The organism is Microvirga sp. HS2 (genome assembly GCF_055792805.1).
Genome location: NZ_JBVVAJ010000010.1, coordinates 138,530 through 158,811, shown reverse-complemented (window position 1 = coordinate 158,811; position 20,282 = coordinate 138,530). Strand labels below are relative to the sequence as shown.

General features: G+C 65.4%; 17 protein-coding genes. 12 read left to right on the top strand and 5 right to left on the bottom strand.

All coding sequences use genetic code 11. The features are described 5' to 3' along the window. Positions 1–80 precede the first annotated feature (80 nt). A complete protein-coding gene (locus tag ACS5Q0_RS11765) occupies positions 81–437 on the bottom strand; it encodes a lysozyme inhibitor LprI family protein (RefSeq protein WP_473126815.1) in 357 nt (118 codons plus the stop codon). 189 nt (positions 438–626) lie between these two features. On the opposite strand from ACS5Q0_RS11765, the gene ACS5Q0_RS11760 reads away from it, so the two are divergent. From ACS5Q0_RS11760 to ACS5Q0_RS11705, 12 genes are all read left to right on the top strand, one after another. Further along, positions 627–1,886, top strand: a complete 1,260-nt coding sequence (locus tag ACS5Q0_RS11760; RefSeq protein ID WP_473126814.1) for a thiamine pyrophosphate-dependent enzyme — start codon at positions 627–629, stop codon at positions 1,884–1,886. A 3-nt stretch (positions 1,887–1,889) separates the two neighbouring features. Next, positions 1,890–2,903 carry an alpha-ketoacid dehydrogenase subunit beta gene (locus ACS5Q0_RS11755; RefSeq protein WP_473126813.1) on the top strand — a complete coding sequence of 338 codons (1,014 nt, stop codon included), beginning with the start codon at positions 1,890–1,892 and terminating at the stop codon, positions 2,901–2,903. Then, positions 2,904–4,229 carry a dihydrolipoamide acetyltransferase family protein gene (locus ACS5Q0_RS11750; protein WP_473126812.1) on the top strand — a complete coding sequence of 442 codons (1,326 nt, stop codon included), beginning with the start codon at positions 2,904–2,906 and terminating at the stop codon, positions 4,227–4,229. A gap of 5 nt (positions 4,230–4,234) precedes the next feature. Further along, positions 4,235–5,632, top strand: a complete 1,398-nt coding sequence (lpdA, locus tag ACS5Q0_RS11745) for a dihydrolipoyl dehydrogenase (RefSeq protein WP_473126811.1) — start codon at positions 4,235–4,237, stop codon at positions 5,630–5,632. A gap of 194 nt (positions 5,633–5,826) precedes the next feature. Next, complete coding sequence (locus tag ACS5Q0_RS11740) at positions 5,827–7,140, top strand: ABC transporter substrate-binding protein (protein WP_473126829.1); 1,314 nt, start codon at positions 5,827–5,829, stop codon at positions 7,138–7,140. Beyond that, positions 7,137–9,041 carry an ATP-binding protein gene (locus tag ACS5Q0_RS11735; RefSeq protein WP_473126810.1) on the top strand — a complete coding sequence of 635 codons (1,905 nt, stop codon included), beginning with the start codon at positions 7,137–7,139 and terminating at the stop codon, positions 9,039–9,041. Before ACS5Q0_RS11740 ends, ACS5Q0_RS11735 begins: the two co-directional genes overlap by 4 nt. After that, a complete protein-coding gene (locus ACS5Q0_RS11730; RefSeq protein WP_473126809.1) occupies positions 9,038–10,384 on the top strand; it encodes a sigma-54-dependent transcriptional regulator in 1,347 nt (448 codons plus the stop codon). The genes ACS5Q0_RS11735 and ACS5Q0_RS11730 overlap by 4 nt, the downstream gene beginning before the upstream one ends. Before the next feature lie 201 nt (positions 10,385–10,585). Beyond that, positions 10,586–11,908 (top strand): ABC transporter substrate-binding protein, encoded by a 1,323-nt coding sequence (locus ACS5Q0_RS11725; protein WP_473126808.1) that lies wholly within the window; start codon positions 10,586–10,588, stop codon positions 11,906–11,908. 70 nt (positions 11,909–11,978) lie between these two features. Next, entirely contained in the window at positions 11,979–13,721 is a 1,743-nt protein-coding gene (locus ACS5Q0_RS11720) for an ABC transporter permease (protein WP_473126807.1), read from the top strand. Positions 13,722–13,750: 29 nt separating this feature from the next. Then, entirely contained in the window at positions 13,751–14,848 is a 1,098-nt protein-coding gene (locus tag ACS5Q0_RS11715; protein WP_473126806.1) for an ABC transporter ATP-binding protein, read from the top strand. Between the two features lie 75 nt (positions 14,849–14,923). Continuing rightward, positions 14,924–15,592 carry a phosphoglycolate phosphatase gene (gph, locus tag ACS5Q0_RS11710; RefSeq protein ID WP_473126805.1) on the top strand — a complete coding sequence of 223 codons (669 nt, stop codon included), beginning with the start codon at positions 14,924–14,926 and terminating at the stop codon, positions 15,590–15,592. Between the two features lie 40 nt (positions 15,593–15,632). Then, positions 15,633–16,262, top strand: coding sequence for a histidine phosphatase family protein (locus tag ACS5Q0_RS11705; RefSeq protein ID WP_473126804.1), 630 nt, complete (start codon positions 15,633–15,635; stop codon positions 16,260–16,262). Positions 16,263–16,390: 128 nt separating this feature from the next. Here ACS5Q0_RS11705 and ACS5Q0_RS11700 read toward each other — a convergent pair whose 3' ends face one another. From ACS5Q0_RS11700 to ACS5Q0_RS11685, 4 genes are read right to left on the bottom strand one after another with little or no spacing between them, the layout of a single operon-like run. Continuing rightward, on the bottom strand, positions 16,391–17,443 hold the full coding sequence (locus ACS5Q0_RS11700; protein ID WP_473126803.1) for an ABC transporter substrate-binding protein: 1,053 nt from the start codon (positions 17,441–17,443) through the stop codon (positions 16,391–16,393). Further along, positions 17,440–18,615 carry an NAD(P)/FAD-dependent oxidoreductase gene (locus ACS5Q0_RS11695; protein WP_473126802.1) on the bottom strand — a complete coding sequence of 392 codons (1,176 nt, stop codon included), beginning with the start codon at positions 18,613–18,615 and terminating at the stop codon, positions 17,440–17,442. The genes ACS5Q0_RS11700 and ACS5Q0_RS11695 overlap by 4 nt, the downstream gene beginning before the upstream one ends. After that, a complete protein-coding gene (locus ACS5Q0_RS11690; protein ID WP_473126801.1) occupies positions 18,612–19,988 on the bottom strand; it encodes an FAD/NAD(P)-dependent oxidoreductase in 1,377 nt (458 codons plus the stop codon). The genes ACS5Q0_RS11695 and ACS5Q0_RS11690 overlap by 4 nt, the downstream gene beginning before the upstream one ends. Next, positions 19,985–20,275, bottom strand: coding sequence for a (2Fe-2S)-binding protein (locus ACS5Q0_RS11685; RefSeq protein WP_473126800.1), 291 nt, complete (start codon positions 20,273–20,275; stop codon positions 19,985–19,987). Before ACS5Q0_RS11685 ends, ACS5Q0_RS11690 begins: the two co-directional genes overlap by 4 nt. Positions 20,276–20,282 lie beyond the last annotated feature (7 nt).

Here is a 20,282-nt window from a genome sequence, read left to right as displayed (position 1 = left end):
CAGGATGGGGCGTCCAGCCAGCGCAGCCCGGGCCGCGGCGCCGCCCGAGGCCCCGTTGAGCGGGGCCCGGGATCGGGACGTCAGAAGGGGCCTCGCTTGGCAAGGGCCTCGAAGCCGCCTCTCAGCTGCCGGAGCCGGTCCTCATAGGCATTGCTCAAGCAGGCGCGGTCATCCCTGCAGGCCGCGCGCCGCTTGAGCCAGGCGACCTGTTCATCGTCCAGATCTCCGCGCGCGCCCATGCCGAGAAGGGGCTTCAGCTGCGTGTAGAGAACCGACATTTCGACATCCTCGTCGTTCAACCGGCGATCCGCGCAGACGGCCTTCTCGTCGGCCGTCTCGGCCTTGGCGCAGTCGAAGCTGGCGGACCGTGCCGGCTCCCCGCCGGTCATGAGAACCAGGATGGAGAGGGCGGCAAGGGGAAGGGCGTTCCTGAACATCGGCATCTCCTCGAACGGGTTCGTGCTGTCAGAGAACCGTCTCAGCCGCCTCGGGCTCCGCGCAACGGGCGCTCAAGTCAGGGCTATGGTTAACGAGAGGCTGGAGCATCGGATGTGGAGTGCTCTTCGCCACGTTCATCTGTCCGCCGTGCACGAGCGGCCTATATCGGAAGGAAGAACCGCAGGGGCATGAATCATCAGGGACTGCGCGACATCATGGGTGAACCCGAACCACTGAGCCTTCACGTTCCCGAACCGGCGGTCCGCCCGGGAGGAACTCCGGACTTCTCCAACGTGAAGATCCCCAAGGCAGGAGCGGTTCCCCGTCCCGAGGTGGACGTGGAACCGGAAACCATCCGCGATCTCGCCTTCTCCATCATTCGCGTCCTCAATCGGAACGGGGAGGCGGTCGGTCCATGGGCGGGCCTCTTGAGCGACGAGGAGCTCATCGAGGGCATGCGCCACATGATGACGCTGCGCACCTTCGATGCGCGCATGCTGATCGCCCAGCGCCAGGGCAAGACATCCTTCTACATGCAGCATCTGGGAGAGGAGGCCATCAGCTGCGCCTTCCGCAAGGCGCTCTCGCGGGGCGACATGAACTTCCCGACCTACCGGCAGGCCGGATTGCTGATCGCGGACGGCTATTCCATGGTCGACATGATGTGCCAAGTCTATTCGAATGCGCGCGATCCGCTGAAGGGTCGCCAGTTGCCGGTCATGTACTCGTCCAAGGAGCACGGCTTCTTCACGATCTCGGGCAATCTCGCAACGCAATACGTGCAGGCCGTCGGATGGGCGATGGCCTCGGCGATCAGCAACGACACCAAGATCGCAGCCGCCTGGATCGGCGATGGCTCGACGGCGGAATCGGATTTTCATGCCGCTCTCGTCTTTGCCTCGACCTACAAGGCGCCGGTGGTGCTCAACATCGTCAACAACCAATGGGCGATCTCGACCTTCCAGGGCATCGCCCGCGGCGGAGCCGGCACATTCGCGGCGCGCGGCCTCGGCTTCGGCATTCCGTCTCTTCGGGTCGACGGCAACGATTATCTGGCCGTCTACGCGGTGGCGAAATGGGCCATCGAGCGCGCGCGCCGCAATCTCGGGCCGACCCTCATCGAATACGTGACCTACCGGGTCGGCGCGCATTCGACCTCGGACGATCCGTCGGCCTATCGTCCCAAAACCGAATCCGACGCGTGGCCGCTCGGCGACCCGATCATCCGCCTGAAGAATCACCTGATCGGGCGCGGCGTCTGGTCGGACGAGCGGCACAGGCAGACGGAGGCGGAGATCCTCGACACGGTGATTGCCGCTCAGAAGGAGGCCGAGAGCTACGGTACGCTTCATGCGGGCGGAAAGCCTTCCGCGCGGGATATGTTCGACGGGGTCTACGCGGAGATGCCGCCGCATCTGCGCCGTCAGCGCCAGCAGGCGGGAGTGTGACCCATGGCGCGGATGACGATGATCGAGGCCATCCGTGACGCGATGGACGTGATGATGGCCCGCGACGAGAAGGTCGTCGTGTTCGGCGAGGATGTCGGCTATTTCGGCGGCGTCTTCCGCTGCACGGCGGGCCTTCAGCAAAAGTACGGAAAGAGCCGCTGCTTCGATGCGCCGATCAGCGAATCCGGCATCGTCGGAACCGCCATCGGCATGGCGACCTACGGTCTGCGGCCCTGCATCGAGATTCAGTTCGCCGATTACATGTATCCGGCCTACGATCAGATCGTGTCCGAGGCGGCGCGCCTGCGTTACCGCTCGAACGGCGAGTTCACGTGTCCTCTCGTCATCCGCATGCCGACCGGCGGCGGCATCTTCGGCGGGCAGACCCACAGCCAGAGCCCCGAAGCGCTGTTCACGCATGTGGCGGGCCTGAAGACGGTCGTGCCGTCGAACCCTTACGACGCCAAGGGACTCCTGATCGCCGCCATCGAAGATCCGGATCCCGTGATCTTCCTGGAGCCGAAGCGGCTCTACAACGGCCCCTTCGACGGCCATCACGAGCGTCCTGTCACGCCTTGGTCGAAGCACGAACTCAGCGAGGTGCCGGGCGGCCACTTCACCCTGCCGCTCGGCAAGGCCTCGATCGTCCGCGAGGGAACGGCGGTGACCATGCTGGCCTACGGCACGATGGTCTACGTCGCTCAGGCGGCGGCGGATGAAACCGGCATCGATGCGGAGATCATCGACCTGCGCACCTTGATCCCGCTCGATCTGGAAATGATCGCCGCGTCCGTCAGGAAAACGGGCCGCTGCGTGATCGTCCACGAGGCGACGCTCACCTCGGGCTTCGGGGCCGAACTGGCCGCGCTGGTTCAGGAGGCCTGCTTCTTCCATCTGGAAGCGCCGATCACCCGGGTGACCGGATGGGATACGCCCTATCCGCACGCGCAGGAGTGGGATTACTTCCCGGGGCCCGCTCGCGTCGGGCGTGCCCTGGTCGAGGCGATGGAGGCGTGAATGGGCGAGCACCTGATCAAGATGCCCGATGTGGGTGAAGGCATCGCGGAGGCCGAACTCGTCGAATGGCACGTGAATGTCGGCGACATCGTTCGCGAGGACGACGTACTCGCGGCCGTCATGACGGACAAGGCGACGGTCGAGATCCCGTCGCCGGTGGAAGGGGAGGTCGTGTGGCTCGGCGCCGGCATCGGCGACGTGGTGGCCATCGGCTCTCCCTTGATCCGCCTGAAAGTGGGAAGCGATGAAACTGCCACTCCCAGAGGTGGCGAAACCGAGAAGGGACCGGCCGCAGCCTTTGACCGATCCGAACGGCTCGAAACCGAGACGCAGGGAACGGGCGAGGCCACGAAGCCTACCATCGAGAAGAAGCAACAGGCCCCGGCCGAGGTGGTCGAGGCACTGCAGAGACCCGCCGCGACGATGCCGCGGCCGACGAGACCGCGCGGCGAAGGCGAGAAGCCGATCGCCTCGCCGGCCGTCCGGCTGAGGGCCAGCGAGGCCGGGATCGATCTGCGCCAGGTTCCGGGCACCGGTCCCGGCGGCCGTATCACTCACGAGGATCTCGACGCATTCCTGACCCATGGCCCGCAGGTCGCGAGGGCGCCGGGGCTCGCTCCCGACACGTCGGTTCAGCACATCAAGGTGGTCGGTCTGCGCCGCAGGATTGCGGAGAAGATGACCATCGCGAAGTCGCGCATTCCGCACATCACCTATGTGGAGGAAGTCGACGTGACGGCGCTCGAGGATCTTCGGGCCGCGCTCAACGCGAACAAGCGAGCCGACCGGCCCAAGCTCACCCTTCTGCCTTTCGTGATGCGCGCCATGGTGAAGGCGATCGGCGAACAGCCGCATCTGAACGCGATCTACGACGACGAGTCCGGCGTCGTGCATCAGCATGGGGGCGTTCATATCGGTATTGCGACGCAGACCGGATCGGGCCTCATGGTGCCGGTCGTCCGGCACGCCGAGGCGCGCGATCTCTGGGGCTGCGCCATGGAGCTGAATCGTGTCGCCGAGGCCGCGAAGGCCGGTCTTGCCACCCGTGAGGAACTGAGCGGGTCGACCATCACCATCACGTCCCTGGGGCCCATGGGCGGCATCGTCACGACGCCGGTGATCAATCATCCGGAGGTCGCCATCATCGGCGTCAACAAGATCGCGGTGCGCCCCGTCTGGGACGGCTCGACCTTCATCCCCCGCAAGATGATGAACCTGTCGTCGAGTTTCGATCATCGCGTCATCGACGGATGGGACGCGGCGGTGTTCGTGCAGCGCATCAAGACCCTGCTCGAGACGCCCGCGATGATCTTCGTGGAGGCCTGACGCCGATGAAGGATATTTCCTGCAAGCTCCTCGTCATCGGGGCCGGACCCGGCGGCTATGTCTGCGCCATCCGCGCCGGTCAGCTCGGACTCGACACGGTGATCGTCGATGCGAACAAGCCCGGCGGAACCTGCCTCAACGTGGGCTGCATCCCGTCGAAGGCGCTCATCCACGCGGCAGAGGAATACGACAGGATCACTCATCTCGCCTCCGGACGAAACGCTCTGGGCATTACAACGCAGCAGCCCGCGATCGATCTGTCCAGGACCGTCGCCTGGAAGGACACCATCGTCGGCCGTCTCACCAGCGGCGTTTCCGCCTTGCTCAAGCGGGCCAAGGTCAAGATGGTCCACGGACAGGCGCGCTTTCGCGACGGCAAGACGGTCGAGGTGGACACGGAAACGGGCCGCCAGGTCATCCGCGCCGAGACAATCGTGATCGCGACGGGATCGGCTCCCGTGGAGCTTCCCGGCCTGCCTTTCGGCGGCGCGGTCATTTCGTCCACGGAGGCGCTCTCCCTGATGGAGGTTCCGGAACGGCTCATCGTCATCGGGGGCGGATATATCGGGCTGGAACTGGGCACCGCGTTTTCCAAACTCGGCGCGAAGGTCACCATTGTCGAGGCGCAGCCCCGCATCCTGCCGCAATACGACGCAGAGCTGACGCGCCCGGTGAGCAAGAGACTGCAGGCTCTCGGCATCGAGGTGATGACGGGAGCGAAAGCGAAGGGGCTGACGAAAGCGGGCGGCACGCTGCTGGTGGAAACGGCGAGCGGTTCTGAGGTGTCGCTCGCGGCGGACAGGATACTCGTCACGGTCGGCCGCAGGCCGGTGACGCGAGGTTGGGGCATGGAGGAGCTCGTCCTCGACATGGATGGCCCTTTCATCCGCATCGATGAGAAATGCCAGACCTCGATGCGGGGCATCTATGCCATCGGCGACGTGACCGGCGAGCCGATGCTGGCTCACCGCGCGAGCGCGCAGGGTGAGATGGTGGCCGAGATCGTCGCCGGCCACAGGCGCGTCTGGGACAAGCGGGCCATTCCGGCCGTCTGCTTCACCGATCCCGAGATCGTCGCGGTCGGCATGTCTCCCGACGAGGCTCAGAAGACCGGCGTTGAGCTCCGCGTGGGGCTCTTTCCCTTCTCTGCGAACGGGCGGGCCATGACGATGGTCGCCGAGGAGGGATTCGTGCGTGTCGTTGCGCGGGCCGACAACCATCTGGTGCTCGGCATCCAGGCAGTCGGGCAGGGTGTCTCCGAACTCTCGGCGGCCTTTGGTCTCGCGATCGAGATGGGCGCGCGTCTGGAGGATGTCGCGGGCACGATCCACGCTCATCCCACCAGAAGCGAAGCGTTCCAGGAGGCCGCCTTCAAGGCGCTCGGACAAGCGCTCCACGTGTAGCTGCGGTCGCGGGGGCGCTTCCTGCTGCCGGTGTTCCGGAGTTGCATCAGGCGGCGATGCAACGTTGGGCGTATTGATCCTCCGGCAGGACTGGGGCCTATGATGCGGCCCGATCCCCGCCGTTGCAGCCATTCATGTTTCGATTTTTATCCATTGTTCTTGCTGCTTTGCTGTCCCTCTCGGCTCACGGGACGATGGCCGCCGTGGTTGAAACGCATTCGGTGCGGGTCCTCACGTCGTTCCCGCCGCAATTCTTCGAACCGTTCCGAAAGGCCTTCAAGGAGCGCCATGGGGAGATCTCCCTTGAATTCGTGCAGCGCAAGACGACGACGGCGGTAGCGGACATCATCGGCGAGAGGGACAAGGCGGACATCTTCTGGGCCTCCGCGCCGGACGCGTTCGAGATCCTGAAGCGGTCCGGCAGGCTGGCGGCGTTGACGCCACGCGCCACGGGAGCACCGGAGCGGATCGCCGGATATCCCGTGAACGATCCGGATCTGACCTATCTCGGCTTCGCGCTGTCCGGCTACGGATTTGCCTACAATCCCTCCTATCTCGGGGCGAGGGGATTGCCGGTGCCTCGGAGCTGGAGCGATCTGGCGGCGCCTATTTACGCCGGGCACATCGGCATCAGCTCGCCGTCCCGGTCGGGCACGATGCATCTCATGGTCGAGGCCATTCTCCAGGCTTACGGCTGGGACCGGGGATGGGGGATCTGGTCCGAGATCGGAGGCAATCTCGCGACGGTGACCGCCCGCAGCTTCGGCGTTTCGGCGGGAGTCGCCCGTGGTCGTTTCGGGGTCGGTCCCTCCATCGACTTCCTGGCGAATCCGGAAGGCTTTCCCAAGGGCTCGACCCTGTTCGCCCTGCCCGAAGAGACGCTCTTCGTGCCTGCCAGCATCGCGGTTCTGGCCGATGCCGCCAACCGCAAGGAGGCCGAGCGCTTCGTTGATTTCGTGCTCTCGCCGGAGGGGCAGAGCCTGTTGCAGGATCCCGCCATTGCGCGGTTGCCGATTTCTCCATCCGTCTATCCGGCCGGCGGAACCCCGGACAGCAATCCCTTCCTGCGCGACGGGTTGTTCGCAAAGGGCCTGTTCGATGCGGGCCTCTCGGCGGCCCGGTATGAGCTCGTCAACATCATCTTCGACGAGATGATCACGTTCCGCAGATCGGAACTGGGACGCCTGTGGCGATCCGTGCGGGCGCTGGAGGCGGCGTTGTCGGAGAGTTCCGATGCGGAGATCGCGAGGCTCGTGAGCGAGGCGCGGCGTGCTCTGACCGAGCCGCCCCTGAGCGGCGCCGAAGCCACGGAACTGGAGCGCTGGAAAGACCTGGTTCGCATCCCGCGGGGGCTTCCTACCCCAGAGCCTCAGGCGCGCCTCGAAGCCGAGATCAAAGCGAGAATCGAGGACGGCATGCGGCGGGCCACGCGAGCGCTCGCCGTTGCGTCCGCGCGGCTGGAGGATCCTGAACGGGGCCGGCGTGGAGCGGGAGCCGGAGGGCCATGATGCGGCGGACGCGGCTTGGAATCGGCGGGCGCCTCATTATGGCGTTTCTCGGGGTGGGTGGGCTCGCGGTTGGCGCGTGCATCGTCGGCTGGCTGTCCTATGCGCGGCTCAGCGAGGAGCTGAATTCCGTCGCGACGGCTCATCTCCCGGCCCTCGCGTTTTCCGCGCGCCTTGCGGAGTCGGGCGCGAACGTGATTGCCAGCACGCCCGATCTGGCGGTTGCGGAGCGCCGCGAGACCTATGACCGTATCCGTGAAGCGCTGGTCGAGCGCCTGGCCGCGCTGCGGTCGGTGCTCAACGAGCGGAACGATCAGCACTCGCTGTCGCCGGAGCTTCTCGTCGTCACTGATGCGATCGAAACGAACCTCAAGGCGATCGACCGGGTTGCCGAAAGGCGCTTTCCCCTGCATGAGCGTTCACGGAAGATCGGCGAGGAGCTGCGATGGCTGCAGGCCGACCTGATCGAGGAGGTCGAACCTCTCATCGACGATGCCCGGTTCAACATGGAAACGGCGATCGGCCGGACCGCGCCGGGAGATGCGGCCGAGACCGGGCGCAGGGCGCTGCTGGAGGAGAGCCGCAAGAGCGAGGCGCTTCTGACGGTCAATGCGCAGGCCAACCTCGTGGTGGGTCTGCTGGGGCGTCTCGGGACCGTGCCGACGATCGAGGATCTTCAGGAAACGAGCAACTTCCTCGGCGAGATCACGGACCAGCTCGACATCGAGATCAAGGCGCTCGCGAACTGGACCGACACGATCACCGTCAGCCAGATCGCGGCGCGTCTTCTGGCCGTGTCCGATCCGGCGTCGGGGCTTGCATCCGTGAAGCGGGCCGAACTCCAGGCCGTGGCCGAGGCGCAGGCGCTTCTCGCTGAAAACCGGCGCATCGTCACGCAGCTCGGCGCGCTCATTTCGCAGGAGGTCAGCCGGACGGAAGCGATTGCGCGCCGGGCGGCGGAGCGATCGGCCCAGGCCATCGTGATCGGGCGCAATCTCCTTCTGGCGATCGCCGCAGCGTCGCTCGCCGCCACGATCGCCGTCGGCTGGTTCTACGTCCGCAGGAATCTCGTCGTGCGTCTTCAGGCCCTGACGCTGGCGGCGACGACGATCGCCAGCGGTCCCACAACGCCGGCCCTGCCTCCGCCGACCGACGACGAGCTCGGCGATCTCGCGAAGGCGCTTGCCGTTTTCCGGCAGACGCGGGACGATCTCGTCCAGGCCGCGAAGCTCGCAGCGCTCGGGCAGATGGCGGCAGGCATCAGCCACGAGCTCAATCAGCCCCTCGCTGCGATCCGCTCGCATGCGCATAACGGGGCGGTTCTGCTGCAGCGGGGCCGCCCGGAGGAGGCCAAGGCGAGCCTGGATCGCATTCAGGGCCTGACGACCCGCATGGCGGAGCTGATCAAGCACCTGAAACGGTTCGCCCGCCGTCCGGCGGCAACGCTCGACGCGGTCGATCTTCGCGCTGTCGTCGAGGGAGCCCTGAGCCTGTTCGAGCAGCGTCTGGACGAGGAGAACGTCGCTGTGCGGATGCACTTTCCGGATTCTCGCTTGAACGTCCTGGCGGAGGAGGTTCGTCTGGAGCAGGTCGTCGTCAATCTGATCTCGAATGCGCTCGACGAAATCGCAGGGCAGGAGGAGCGGCGCATCGAGATCCAGGCACAGGCGCGGGGACGGCGCGTCCGCCTGAAGGTCGTGGACAACGGGTCCGGGATCGAAGAGCAGCACCGCAAGGCCGTCTTCGATCCGTTCTTCACCACGAAGCCTGCGGGCTTGGGGCTCGGACTTGGCCTCTCGATGTCCTACAACATCGTGAAGGATTTTGGAGGAGACTTGATTTTGGCGACCACGGGAGCGGAAGGAACGACCTTCGTGATCGATCTGGCGGCGAGCGAGTCATGAGCGCTGCGCTGAGGGTCGTTCTGGTCGACGACGATTCGGAAGTGCGCGACGCCTATCGGCAGACGCTGGATCTCGAAGGCTTTGACGTCACGGCCGTCGGCTCCGCCAGGGCCGGGCTCGCCATTCTGTCGCCGGATCTCCCGGCCGTCGTCGTGAGCGATGTCCGCATGCCGGGCCTCGATGGCTTCGGGCTGCTCGATGCCGTTCGGGCCATCGACCCTGATATTCCAGTCGTTCTGGTGACCGGCCACGGCGATGTGCCGATGGCCATCAAGGCCGTTCGGGCGGGCGCCTGGGACTTCATCGAGAAGCCGGCGGATCCCGTGCGTCTCGTTGAGACGGTCCGGCGGGCCTTCGCGCACCGCAGCCTCATTCTGGAGAACCGCGCTCTCAAGGCGAGGGCCGCCCATCAGGATCCGCTTGCGGGCCGCCTCGTCGGCCATTCCGCCGCGATCGAGCGTCTGCGGCGCACGCTTCGTACACTCGCGGGAGCCGAGGCCGATGTCCTCCTGTTGGGCGAGACCGGCACCGGCAAGGAGGTGGCCGCCCGTGCGCTCCACGATTTCGGGCTTCGGCAGAAAGGGCGGTTCGTGGCGGTCAATTGCGGCGCAATGCCGGAGACCATGATCGAGAGCGAGCTGTTCGGCCACGAGCCGGGCGCCTTCACGGGAGCCCGCGAGCGGCGCATCGGCAAGATCGAGCATGCGAGTGGCGGCACGCTCTTTCTCGACGAGATTGAATCCATGCCCATGGCGGCGCAGATCCGATTGCTGCGGGTGCTTCAGGAACGAACCATCGAGCGCCTCGGCTCGAACAAGGAGATCCCTGTCGATATCCGGGTCATCGCGGCGACCAAGGCCGACCTGACGGAACTCGCGGCCAAGGGCGCATTCCGCGAAGATCTGGTTTACCGGCTCAACGTTGTCACGGTTCGTCTTCCGCCGCTACGTGAGCGGCGCGACGACGTGGCGGTGCTCTTCACCCACTTCCTCAATCTCGCGGCCGCCCGCCAAGCGAGGGCCGCGCCGTCGCTCGAGATGCCTTTTCTGGAGAGACTTCAGCAGCAGGAATGGCCCGGAAACGTGCGCGAGCTGCGCAATGCCGCAGAGCGCTATCTTCTCGGCCTCGATGAGGACGAGCCGCAGGCAGTGCCGAGCCTTCACGGCGCTCTGACGCTCGAACAGCAGATGGAGATCGCCGAGCGACGGGTCATCGAAGAAACTCTCGCCCGTTTCGGCGGCCGCATCGGCACCACCGCGGAGGCGCTCGGGATCACCCGCAAGACCCTCTACCTGAAGATGAAAAAATACGATCTCGGCCGGGCCGGCGGAATCGAGGCGTGATGTTACGCGAATGACCCATGGGGTCGGGAGAGGTTACCGTTCTTTCCCGGGATTGGACTGCAGTGGAGGGTTTCGTCTGAAAACGGAGCTTTGAAACAGGGCGCGAAGCGATACGGCCCCGTTTGGCATGATTGTTGCAAGAGGCTCGTCGGCCGCCCTCGTGGCGGACCCAAGCCCATAACATCATGTTGGAGGAAACTGATGCTTCGCCATTCTGCCGCCGCGGCGGCTCTGGTCGGTGCTGCCCTGTTCACGGGCGCCGCCTTCGCCCAGTCGGGCAAGGTCACCGTCGTGACCTCGTTCTCGAAGGACGTGACCGATCCCTTCAAGCAGGCTTTCGAGAAGGCCCATCCGGGCATGACGCTCGATGTGCAGAACCGGAACACGAACGCAGGCGTCAAGTTCGTCGATGAGACGAAGGCCAACAATCAGGTCGACGTCTTCTGGGCCTCCGCGCCGGACGCGTTCGAGGTTCTGAAGGGCAAGGGATTGCTTCAGAAGTACAAGCCTAAGGCCGAGGGTATTCCGGAGAAGATCGGCTCCTATCCGATCAACGATCCTGAGAACTTCTATTCAGGCTTTGCAGCCTCAGGCTATGGCATCATGTGGAACGACCGCTACGCCAAGGCGAACAAGCTGCCGGAGCCCAAGGACTGGCAGGACTTGGCCAAGCCCGTCTATTTCGACCACATCGCCATGGCGGCGCCGTCCCGCTCGGGCACGACGCATCTCACCATCGAGACAATCCTGCAGGGCGAAGGCTGGGATCAGGGCTGGCGCACGCTCAAGGAAGTGTCCGGCAACTTCAGCCAGATCACGGAGCGCTCCTTCGGCGTGCCTGAGGCGGTCAATTCCGGCCAGGTCGGCTTCGGCATCGTGATCGACTTCTTCGCCTTCTCGTCCCAGGCCTCGGGCTTCCCCGTGAAGTTCGTCTACCCGACCGTGACGACCATCGTGCCGGCGAACGTGGCGGTGATCAACAATGCGCCCAACAAGGCCGGCGCCGAAGCCTTCGTCGATTACCTCGTCTCTCCCGCCGGGCAGGAGGTTCTGCTCGAGCCGAGCATCCGCCGTCTGCCGGTGAACCCGACCGTCTATTCCAAGGCTCCCGCCGAATACCCGAACCCCTTCAAGGATCCGTCCCTCGGAGCGCGGGTGAAGTTCGACGTGGACGTGTCTGAGAAGCGCACGAACGTCGTCGACGTGCTCTACGACCAGACCGTGACGTTCCAGCTCGATGCGCTCAAGGCGGCCACCAAGGCCATCCACGACGCGGAGGCCGCGATCGCCAAGAAGGACAATGCCGAGGCCAAGGCCCTGGTGAAGGAGGCGCGCGACCTCGTGGCCGCCATGCCGGTCACCGGACAGCAGGCCTCGTCGCCTGAGATCGCCGGCGCCTTCACCGGCGGCAAGGAGAAAGGCGCGCGTCAGGCCGAGCTCGAGCAGAAATGGGCTGCCTTCGCCAAGGAGCGCTACCAGCAGGCTCAGGCCAAGGCCGAGCAGGCCCTGAAGCTGGCACGCTGATCGTCCATCGGGCGGCTCGACGAAGCGAGCCGCCCGTCAAAGGCCCTTTTCGACTTTTAGGAGTGCGTCCATGGCTGGCGCCACCACCGCCGGGCGAGCGCGAATGCCGTCCGCGTCTTCCAGATTTTTCAAGACGGGATCCGCATCGCCAGGGCAGATCGCCCTGGCTTTCGGGATTGCCCTCTTTCTCGTCCTTTTCCTCGTCGTCCCCGTCGGAACGGTGATCTACGTCGCCTTCACCGAGAAGGGGACGGGCGAATTCACCCTCGTCAATTTCCTCGATTTCGCGCGGACGGACCTGTTCATCCGCTCGTTCTGGAATTCCGTCTACGTCTCCGCGATGTCGGTGGTCGTAGCCTCCGTCTTCGCGCTGCCGCTCGCCTACATCACCACGCGCTTCGAATTCCGTGGCGCGATGCTGATCCAGACTCTGGGCTTCCTGCCGCTGATCATGCCGCCTTTCGTAGGCGCGGTCGCGATGCTGCTGCTGTTCGGCCGCAACGGGACGGTGAACCTGCTCCTCGACGATTGGTTCGGTATCAAGATCCCCTTCATGGAAGGGCTGAACGGAGTCATCTTCGTTCAGGCCGTGCATTATTTCCCCTTCATCCTCATCAATCTCTCGGCCGCTCTGCGCAATATCGACCGGGCGATGGAGGAGGCGGCGCAGAATCTCGGCAGCTCCGGATTCCGCCTGTTCCGCCGCATCGTGTTTCCGCTCGCCATGCCTGGCTACATCGCGGGCGCATCGCTCGTCTTCGTCAAGGTCTTCGATGATCTGGCGACGCCGCTGCTCCTGAACGTCAAGGACATGCTCGCGCCGCAGGCCTATCTGCGCGTCACCTCCATCGGCATCGCGGATCCGATGGGATACGTGATCTCCGTCGTGCTGATCTGCATGTCGATCCTGGCTATGTGGATCTCGGCGCGAGCCATGCGCGGCAAGGATTACGCCACCGTGCAGCGTGGCGGCGGCGGCCTGGCGAAGCGCCGGATGCGTCCCTGGGAAAGCGCCATCGCCTATGGGGCCGTCCTGCTCATTCTGTTCCTGGTCCTGGCGCCGCATATCGGGTTGCTGCTGCTCTCCTTCGCGACTGTCTGGTCCTTCAGCCCGCTGCCCGATGCCTATACCCTTGCCCATTACGGGCGCGTGTTCGGCGAGAGCTTCGTCTACGTGAAGAACACGATGGTCTATGCGTCCATCGCGGGGCTGATCGACGTCGTTCTTGGAACGGCCATCGCCTATCTCGTGCTCAGGACGAAGCTCATTGGCCGCGAATGGCTCGACTGGGCGGCCACGGCCGCGCTGGCGATCCCCGGCGTCGTGCTCGGTATCGGATATCTGCGCACTTTCTACGGCGTGCAGCTGCCCGACGGCACGCCGCTCGCGGCCCTGTGGATCATGATCGTGCTGGCGCTCGCGATCCGGCGCCTGCCCTATGCGCTACGCGCCTGCTACGCGGCTCTGCAGCAGATCTCGGTCTCTCTCGAGGAGGCAGCGGAGAATCTCGGCGCCACCAAGCTGCGCACGATCCGGCGCATCGTGCTGCCCCTGATGGCAGGCGGCATCCTGGCAGGCTTCGTCACGAGCTTCGCCACCGCCGCCGTGGAGCTCTCGGCGACGCTGATGCTCGTTCAGTCGAACGCGGATGCGCCTCTCGCCTATGGTCTCTACGTCTTCATGCAGTCGCCGGCAGGGCGCGGTCCCGGCGCGGCCCTGGGCGTCATCGCCGTTGTGCTCGTCGCCCTGTGCACCTTCGCGTCTCATCTGATCATCGAAAAAAGCCAAAAGGCCAAAGCGGCCGGACGCTGACCGCGTGCGGGCCTGAGGAAACGACACCCATGAACCAGCCTTTTCCCATCACTTCGCTCGGGGCCAACGCCGTCGACGTGGACATCCGCAACGTCGATCTGTCCTATGGCTCCAACCATGTTCTCAAGGGCATCAACCTGCATATCCGGCCGGGTGAGTTCTTCGCCTTTCTCGGACCGTCCGGCTGCGGCAAGACGACGCTTTTGCGCCTCATCGCAGGCTTCAACCAGGCCGATGGCGGCGAGGTCCTGGTCGGCGGCCGCGAGGTATCCCACCTGCCGCCCTGGAGGCGCGACGTGGGAATGGTCTTCCAGTCCTACGCCCTGTGGCCGCATATGACGGTGAGGCGCAACGTGGCGTTCGGCCTGGAAGAGCGGAAGGTTCCGAGGGCCGAAATCGACAGGCGCGTCATGGCTGCGCTGGAACTCGTCGGTCTCGCCCATCTGGCCGACCGGCGTCCCTCCCAGCTGTCCGGCGGCCAGCAGCAGCGCGTCGCGGTCGCGCGGACGATCGCCATCGAGCCGAAAGTGCTTCTCCTCGACGAGCCCCTGTCCAACCTCGATGCGAAGATGCGCGTCCAGGTGCGGCGGGAGCTGCGCGACCTGCAGCAGCGGCTCGGCCTGACGACGATCTTCGTCACGCACGATCAGGAGGAAGCCAACACGATCTGCGACCGGATCGCGGTGATGAACGACGGCATCGTGCAGCAAGTGGGCACGCCCATGGAGCTCTACGAGAAGCCCGCGAACCTGTTCGTAGCGAACTTCCTCGGCACGGCCAACATCCTCCCGGGCCGCGTGGTGCGCGAGGGCGGCGAGCGCTTCTTCGACATCGAGGGAGGTGTGCGCCTGCCGATCCCGGCGCAGGTGGTCGTGCCCGAGGGAGCCAGGCTCGTCTTCCGCCCCCAGCATGCGTCCCTGGGCAAGGACAGGGTAAGCGACGTCTTGCTGCCGGGCATCATCGCGCACAGCGAGTTCCTCGGCTCGACGCTCCGCTACGGTGTCAAAATCGGAGCCGCGGAAGTGTCCATCGATACGCCGTTCCACTCGGGCGAGGCTCTCCATGAGCCCGGCTCCCCAGTGGAGATCGGCCTGTCGCTGCGCTCGGCCCTCTGGCTTGCATCCTGAGACGACCGATGCGGAAGGGAGGTCCGCTCCCTTCCGCGCTGGCCATCCTGTTCCACACACGCTAGTACCCATCGCATGTCTCAGCTGAAAGCCATCATCTTCGACCTCGACGGAACCCTCGTCGACAGCGCGCGCGACCTGCAGGACGCAACGAACGCTCTCCTGGCGGAACAAGGGTTGCGGCCGATCAGCCTCGACGAGACCAAGTCCATGATCGGGGACGGCGCCGCCAAGCTCGTCGAGCGCGCAATCTCCGCGACGGGAGGCGATGGGACGCGCCTTCCCGAGTTCGTCGCCCGCTTTCTCGAGATCTACCAAGCCAATGCCTCCCGGCACACGGAAGCCTATCCCGGCGTGGCGGATACGCTGGCGAGCCTACGGCGCCTGGGGCTGCCGTTGGCGGTCGTCACCAACAAGCCCTATGCGGCGACCATGGACATCCTGGAGACGCTCGGATTGCGTGGCTATTTCGACGCGGTGATCGGGGGCGACACGTTGCCTGAGCGAAAGCCGCATCCGGCTCCGATTCTGATGGCGCTCAAAGAGCTCGGCATCGGGCCCGAGTCGGCACTCATGGTCGGTGACAATTACCATGACGTGCAGGCGGCCCGCGCTGCAGGCGTGCGTGCCTTCGCCGTCACCTACGGATACAGCCACAAGCCTCACGCGGAGCTCGGCGCCGATCGTCTCATCGAGGCGATGCCCGAACTGCTCCCCGTCGTCGAACACGGCGTTGCGGCGTGATGTCGCCGGACACTTTCGTCCTGCTCGGGATCCGTGAGTCATGAGACTGACCCTGGTTCGCCACGGCGAGACCGTCTGGAATGCCGAGCGCCGCCTGCAGGGGCACGCGGATGCTCCCTTGTCAGAGCGCGGAATCGGTCAGGCCCGGCGCACGGCCGAATTCTTCGCGGGCGCACCGGCTCCGAGTCTGGTCGTGTCGTCGGACCTGAGCCGGGCCCGCCACACGGCCGAGCTTCTCGGCTTCTCGGCCTTCGCCACGGATCCCCGTCTGCGCGAGATGGATCTCGGCGACTGGACGGGCCGCTGGATCGAGGAGATCGAGGTGGCGGAGAAGGGGGCCTATCGCGACTGGCGGCTCGGGGTCTACACGCCCCCTCGCGGCGAGGAATGGGAGCCGTTCTGCGCAAGGGTCGGGGAGGCGATGAGGGACGCGATCATCCGATCCGAAGGCGATCTCGTGATCGTCACCCACGAGGGCGTGGTGCGCGCCGCCTGTGCGGTTCTGGTCGGCCTCCCGCCATCCAGGCTCGCGCCCATTTCCCCGGCGGCTCTCACGATCTTCGACATCGATCGCTCGGCTCCATCGCACGCCGCGCGCCTCGTGGCTTTCAACATCGCGCCGTCCCCAAACGATCTGCGAACGCAAGGCCTCGATCACGCGCCCGTCTGATCGGGCGGGGCGGTCTTCAAGCAATGCGGTTGAGCCAAAGAAAAAGCTGATTCCACTGACGTGGAACCAGCTCATGCTCTTTCGAGGAGAGCGGACGCGCGACGCGTCCGCTCCGATTGTTACGAGCCTTAGCGCTCGATCGTCTTGTTCCAGCGGTTGTTCCATTCAGGCCGCTTCTCGTTGATTGCGTCCCAATCGAGCGTGATGGCGGTCTTCATGTACTCGTGGAACTTCTTGAGCTTGGCTTCCGCCTCCGGCGTGGGCGCCTTGGCCTTCACGTTGGAGGGGACGATGTTGCCGTGCTCGAGCGCCTTGCTCTGTGCCTCGGGCGACAGAAGATAGGCGGCGAGCTTCTGCGCCAGTTCGGGCTCGCTGTTGTTGGCGATGACGCACTCGGTCACCATCAGCACGACGGAGCCCTCCTTGGGCTGCGCGTATTCGACGGGTATGTTCTTTTCCTGATGCGCGGCGACGGCGGTGGGCGTCAGGGGGAAGATCGCGGCCTCGCCGGTCTGCACCATCTCGGAGATCTTGGCCGAGCTCGGAATGTATTCGAGCACGTTCTTGCCGATGGTGTCCTTGAACTTCGAGAATCCGGGCTCGACGTTCTGCTCGTTGCCGCCCTGGATCCGGTTGAACATCAGGAATGCGTGAAGACCGAAGGAGGACGCGGCCGCGGATTGGAAGACCACCTTGCCCTTGTACTTCGGATCCGCCAGATCCATCCACGAGGTCGGCGGCGCCCAGCCGTTCTCCTCGAACATCTTCTTGTTGTAGGCGAGGCCCGTCATGCCGAGATCGATGCCGACCGCCATGTCGTTCTTCAGGCGGGCGCCCGGGGCGAGATCGGCCAGAACCGGCGAATCCTTGACCTTCTCGCAGAGCCCCGCGCCGATGGCGCGCACCATGACGCCGTCATCGAGGAACATGACGTGCATCTGGGGATTGCCCTTGGCGGCCGTGGCTTTCGCCAGGATGTCGGCGGACGTGCCCGGAACGACGACGATCTTCACGTCGTTGGCTTTCTCGAAATCCGGGAAGACGTGCTGCGTGTAGGTCCGTTCGAAATTGCCGCCGTTCATGCCCACATAGAGCGTCTTTGTCTGCGCGTGGGCAGTCCCGGCAACAGTGGTGGCGAGTGCCGCGAATGCGACAGCCTGCAGAAGTCTGGTCCTGGTCACTTGGATGTTCCCTTTGTTGTTGGCTCTGAAATGTTCACCGAGCGGAGATCCGTCTCCGTCGGGGCGAAACGATCGATGGCGAAGGATTGGATCGGCGTGCGGCTTTCGCCGTCACGGACGAGCTCGGCCAGGACTTCGCCCACTCCCGGCGCGATTTGGAATCCGGCTCCGGAGAAGCCGAATGCGTGAATGAGGTTCGGTGTCGTGTGACTGAAGCCGATCACCGGATTCCGGTCCGCCATCTCGCCCTCCGTGCCGCTCCAGAAGCGGATCGCGTGGGCGTGGCGCAGCGCGGGAAACATCGATGCGGCGCGGTTCATGATGGTCATGGCGCCGGTGCTCGTCGGACGCGAGAAATCCATGTCGGCGTTCACCGCGCCGCGCATGCCGCCGACGATGCAGTTGCCGCGCTCCACCTGGCGCGCATAGATGCCGCCGCCCTCTGCCCCGATATTCACGCTCATGAACGATCCCATGGGCTCGGTGACGATCATGCTGGGATAAATCGTCGTGAGTGGAACGGGTTCTCCGAAGGTTTCCGCGAAACGTCCCGCCCAGGCGCCGGCGCTGTTGATGACGAACCGCGCTTTGATCTCGATTCCGCGGTCGGCCGATACGCGAAAGCCCTCGGTCACCTTCTCGACATGCAGCACGGGCGTCTGTTCGAGAACGTCGGCCCCGGCCCGTCGGGCCGCATGCGCGAAGGCTGCCGAGACGAGGCGCGGATTGGCGTGCCCGTCGCCCTGACAGAGTGACGCACCGGCGATGTCTCCTGCGATCCAGGGAAAGCGCTCGCGCAGCTGGTTGTGTCCGACGAGTTCTAGGTCGAGCCCCATCCCCGTAACGCGGGCGGCATAGGCTTCTAGAGACGCCATCTCGGCTTCGGTCCTCGCCAGCTTGAGGTGGCCGGAGCGCACGAACTCTCCGTCGATTCCGATGACCTCCTTCAGGCGCGGCCAGATCGCATGTGCGCGCTGCGACAGGGCGATTTGCTCAGGGGGGCGACCCTGGCGGCGTACGCCACCATAATTCACGCCGCTGGCCTGCGCGCCGCAGAAGCCCTTGTCGAGGAGCGCGACGGAGAGTCCCATGCCTCGCAGGGCCAGTGCCGCCGAGCTGCCGACGAGGCCGCCGCCGATGATGGCCACATCCTTGTCGAGGAGCCGGCTCATGCATTCTCTCCATCGCTCACGAGCGCAAGGGGAAGCGGTTTCACTGGAGGCTGCGCGCGCAGGCGGCCAACCGCCGCCACCGGCTGGTCGCTGGCCTGTGCCAGAATTTCAACCGCGGCGCTCGAACACATGCGTCCCTGGCAGCGCCCCATGCCCACTCGCGTGAGCGCTTTGAGGCGATTGATTTCGACGATGCCCTGGTCGCGCACGGCGTGGCGCACGTGGCCGACCGAAACCTCCTCGCAGCGGCACAGGTGAACGTCGTCCTCGACGCGGCTCGCCCACGCGGACGGAAACGGAAAGGCCGCTTCGAGTACGTCCCGGAACCGGCGAATGCCGTCGAGCTTCCGCTCCAGGGCCGCAACGCGCACGTGGTCGAAGGTCAGGCCCGCATCTTCGAGGAGCGCGAGGGCCGCGCGCTCGCCTGCGAGTTCGGCCGCGTCCGCGCCGGCGATGCCCGCGCCGTCACCCGCGATGTAGATCTCTGCCATGCTGGTGCGTCCTGCCGCATCGCGGTCAGGGCGCCATGCGCGGTCCCGCTCGTCGAAGACGAAGCGGCAGCCCGTCAGGTCCGCCAGCTGTGTTTCCGACCGGAGGGCGAAGCCGTAGCCGACGGCATCACAGGCGAGACGGTGCTCTTTCCCATTTTCGCGCCAGAGGACCGCGCTGACGCGATCCTGGCCTTCGATGCGGACGGGCTCGACGCCGAAGCGGACGGAAACGCCGCGCGCCATGAGCTCGGCCGCATAGCGGACGCCGCGCATGACGACGCCGGGCTGCGCCAGCAGCCCGCGGGCCAGATGCAGTTTAGCCACGAACGGCGCCGTATCGAGAACGGCGGCGACCCGGGCTCCGGCCTTCATGTATTGCCAGGCGACGAGATAGAGCAGGGGCCCCGAGCCGAGGAAGATAACCTCCTCGCCGATGGCGCAGCCCTGCGACTTTAATGCAATCTGCGCGCCTCCGAGAGTAAAGACGCCGGGAGTCGTCCAGCCTTTGAAGGGCACCACGCGATCGGTCGCGCCCGTGGCGAGGATCAGATGCGTGAACGCGAGACGGCGATTGCGGTCACCCGTCATGACATCGGCGGCCTTGTCGCGGATGTTCCACACCAGGCTTTCGGGGAAGTAGTCGATCCTGTCCCGGATCTGCGCGAAGGCGTGATGCAGCGCATTCGCCTTTCCAGCCTCCGACCCATAGAGATCGCGGGGGCGTCGCTCGTCCGGAACGAGCCGCTGCCGGTAGATCTGGCCGCCGGCGGACGGAGCTTCGTCGACGACGATCGGCCTGATGCCCGCGGCGACGAGCGCCTGCGCGGCACGGATGCCCGCGGGACCGGCGCCGACGATCAGCGGCTGGAGAGCAGTGCTCACGATCTCGTCTCCGAAGCGGTTTGAAGATTCATCCCTTCCTCCAGGGGCGTGCTGCAGGCCCGGATCCGTCGGCCGTCGGTTGTGAGCACCCAGCAATCCTGGCACGCCCCCATCTGGCAGAATCCCGCACGCGGCTCCTTCGAAAAGTCGCTGGAGCGCAGACGGTCCGATTGGGTGAGAATGGCGGTCAGAACTGTGTCGCCCGCCCGGCCGATGCAGGGCGTGCCGTTCAACGAGAAGGCGATGGAGGGCAGGTTATGCCGCGCGAGGCGCTTGAGGAGAGCCATGTCCGTT

Coding starts and splice junctions, on each gene's coding strand:
- ACS5Q0_RS11765 (WP_473126815.1), bottom strand. CDS start 437: ATGTTCAGGAACGCCCTTCCCCTTGCCGCCCTCTCCATCCTGGTTCTC.
- ACS5Q0_RS11760 (WP_473126814.1), top strand. CDS start 627: ATGAATCATCAGGGACTGCGCGACATCATGGGTGAACCCGAACCACTG.
- ACS5Q0_RS11755 (WP_473126813.1), top strand. CDS start 1,890: ATGGCGCGGATGACGATGATCGAGGCCATCCGTGACGCGATGGACGTG.
- ACS5Q0_RS11750 (WP_473126812.1), top strand. CDS start 2,904: ATGGGCGAGCACCTGATCAAGATGCCCGATGTGGGTGAAGGCATCGCG.
- lpdA (WP_473126811.1), top strand. CDS start 4,235: ATGAAGGATATTTCCTGCAAGCTCCTCGTCATCGGGGCCGGACCCGGC.
- ACS5Q0_RS11740 (WP_473126829.1), top strand. CDS start 5,827: ATGGCCGCCGTGGTTGAAACGCATTCGGTGCGGGTCCTCACGTCGTTC.
- ACS5Q0_RS11735 (WP_473126810.1), top strand. CDS start 7,137: ATGATGCGGCGGACGCGGCTTGGAATCGGCGGGCGCCTCATTATGGCG.
- ACS5Q0_RS11730 (WP_473126809.1), top strand. CDS start 9,038: ATGAGCGCTGCGCTGAGGGTCGTTCTGGTCGACGACGATTCGGAAGTG.
- ACS5Q0_RS11725 (WP_473126808.1), top strand. CDS start 10,586: ATGCTTCGCCATTCTGCCGCCGCGGCGGCTCTGGTCGGTGCTGCCCTG.
- ACS5Q0_RS11720 (WP_473126807.1), top strand. CDS start 11,979: ATGGCTGGCGCCACCACCGCCGGGCGAGCGCGAATGCCGTCCGCGTCT.
- ACS5Q0_RS11715 (WP_473126806.1), top strand. CDS start 13,751: ATGAACCAGCCTTTTCCCATCACTTCGCTCGGGGCCAACGCCGTCGAC.
- gph (WP_473126805.1), top strand. CDS start 14,924: ATGTCTCAGCTGAAAGCCATCATCTTCGACCTCGACGGAACCCTCGTC.
- ACS5Q0_RS11705 (WP_473126804.1), top strand. CDS start 15,633: ATGAGACTGACCCTGGTTCGCCACGGCGAGACCGTCTGGAATGCCGAG.
- ACS5Q0_RS11695 (WP_473126802.1), bottom strand. CDS start 18,615: ATGAGCCGGCTCCTCGACAAGGATGTGGCCATCATCGGCGGCGGCCTC.
- ACS5Q0_RS11685 (WP_473126800.1), bottom strand. CDS start 20,275: ATGGCTCTCCTCAAGCGCCTCGCGCGGCATAACCTGCCCTCCATCGCC.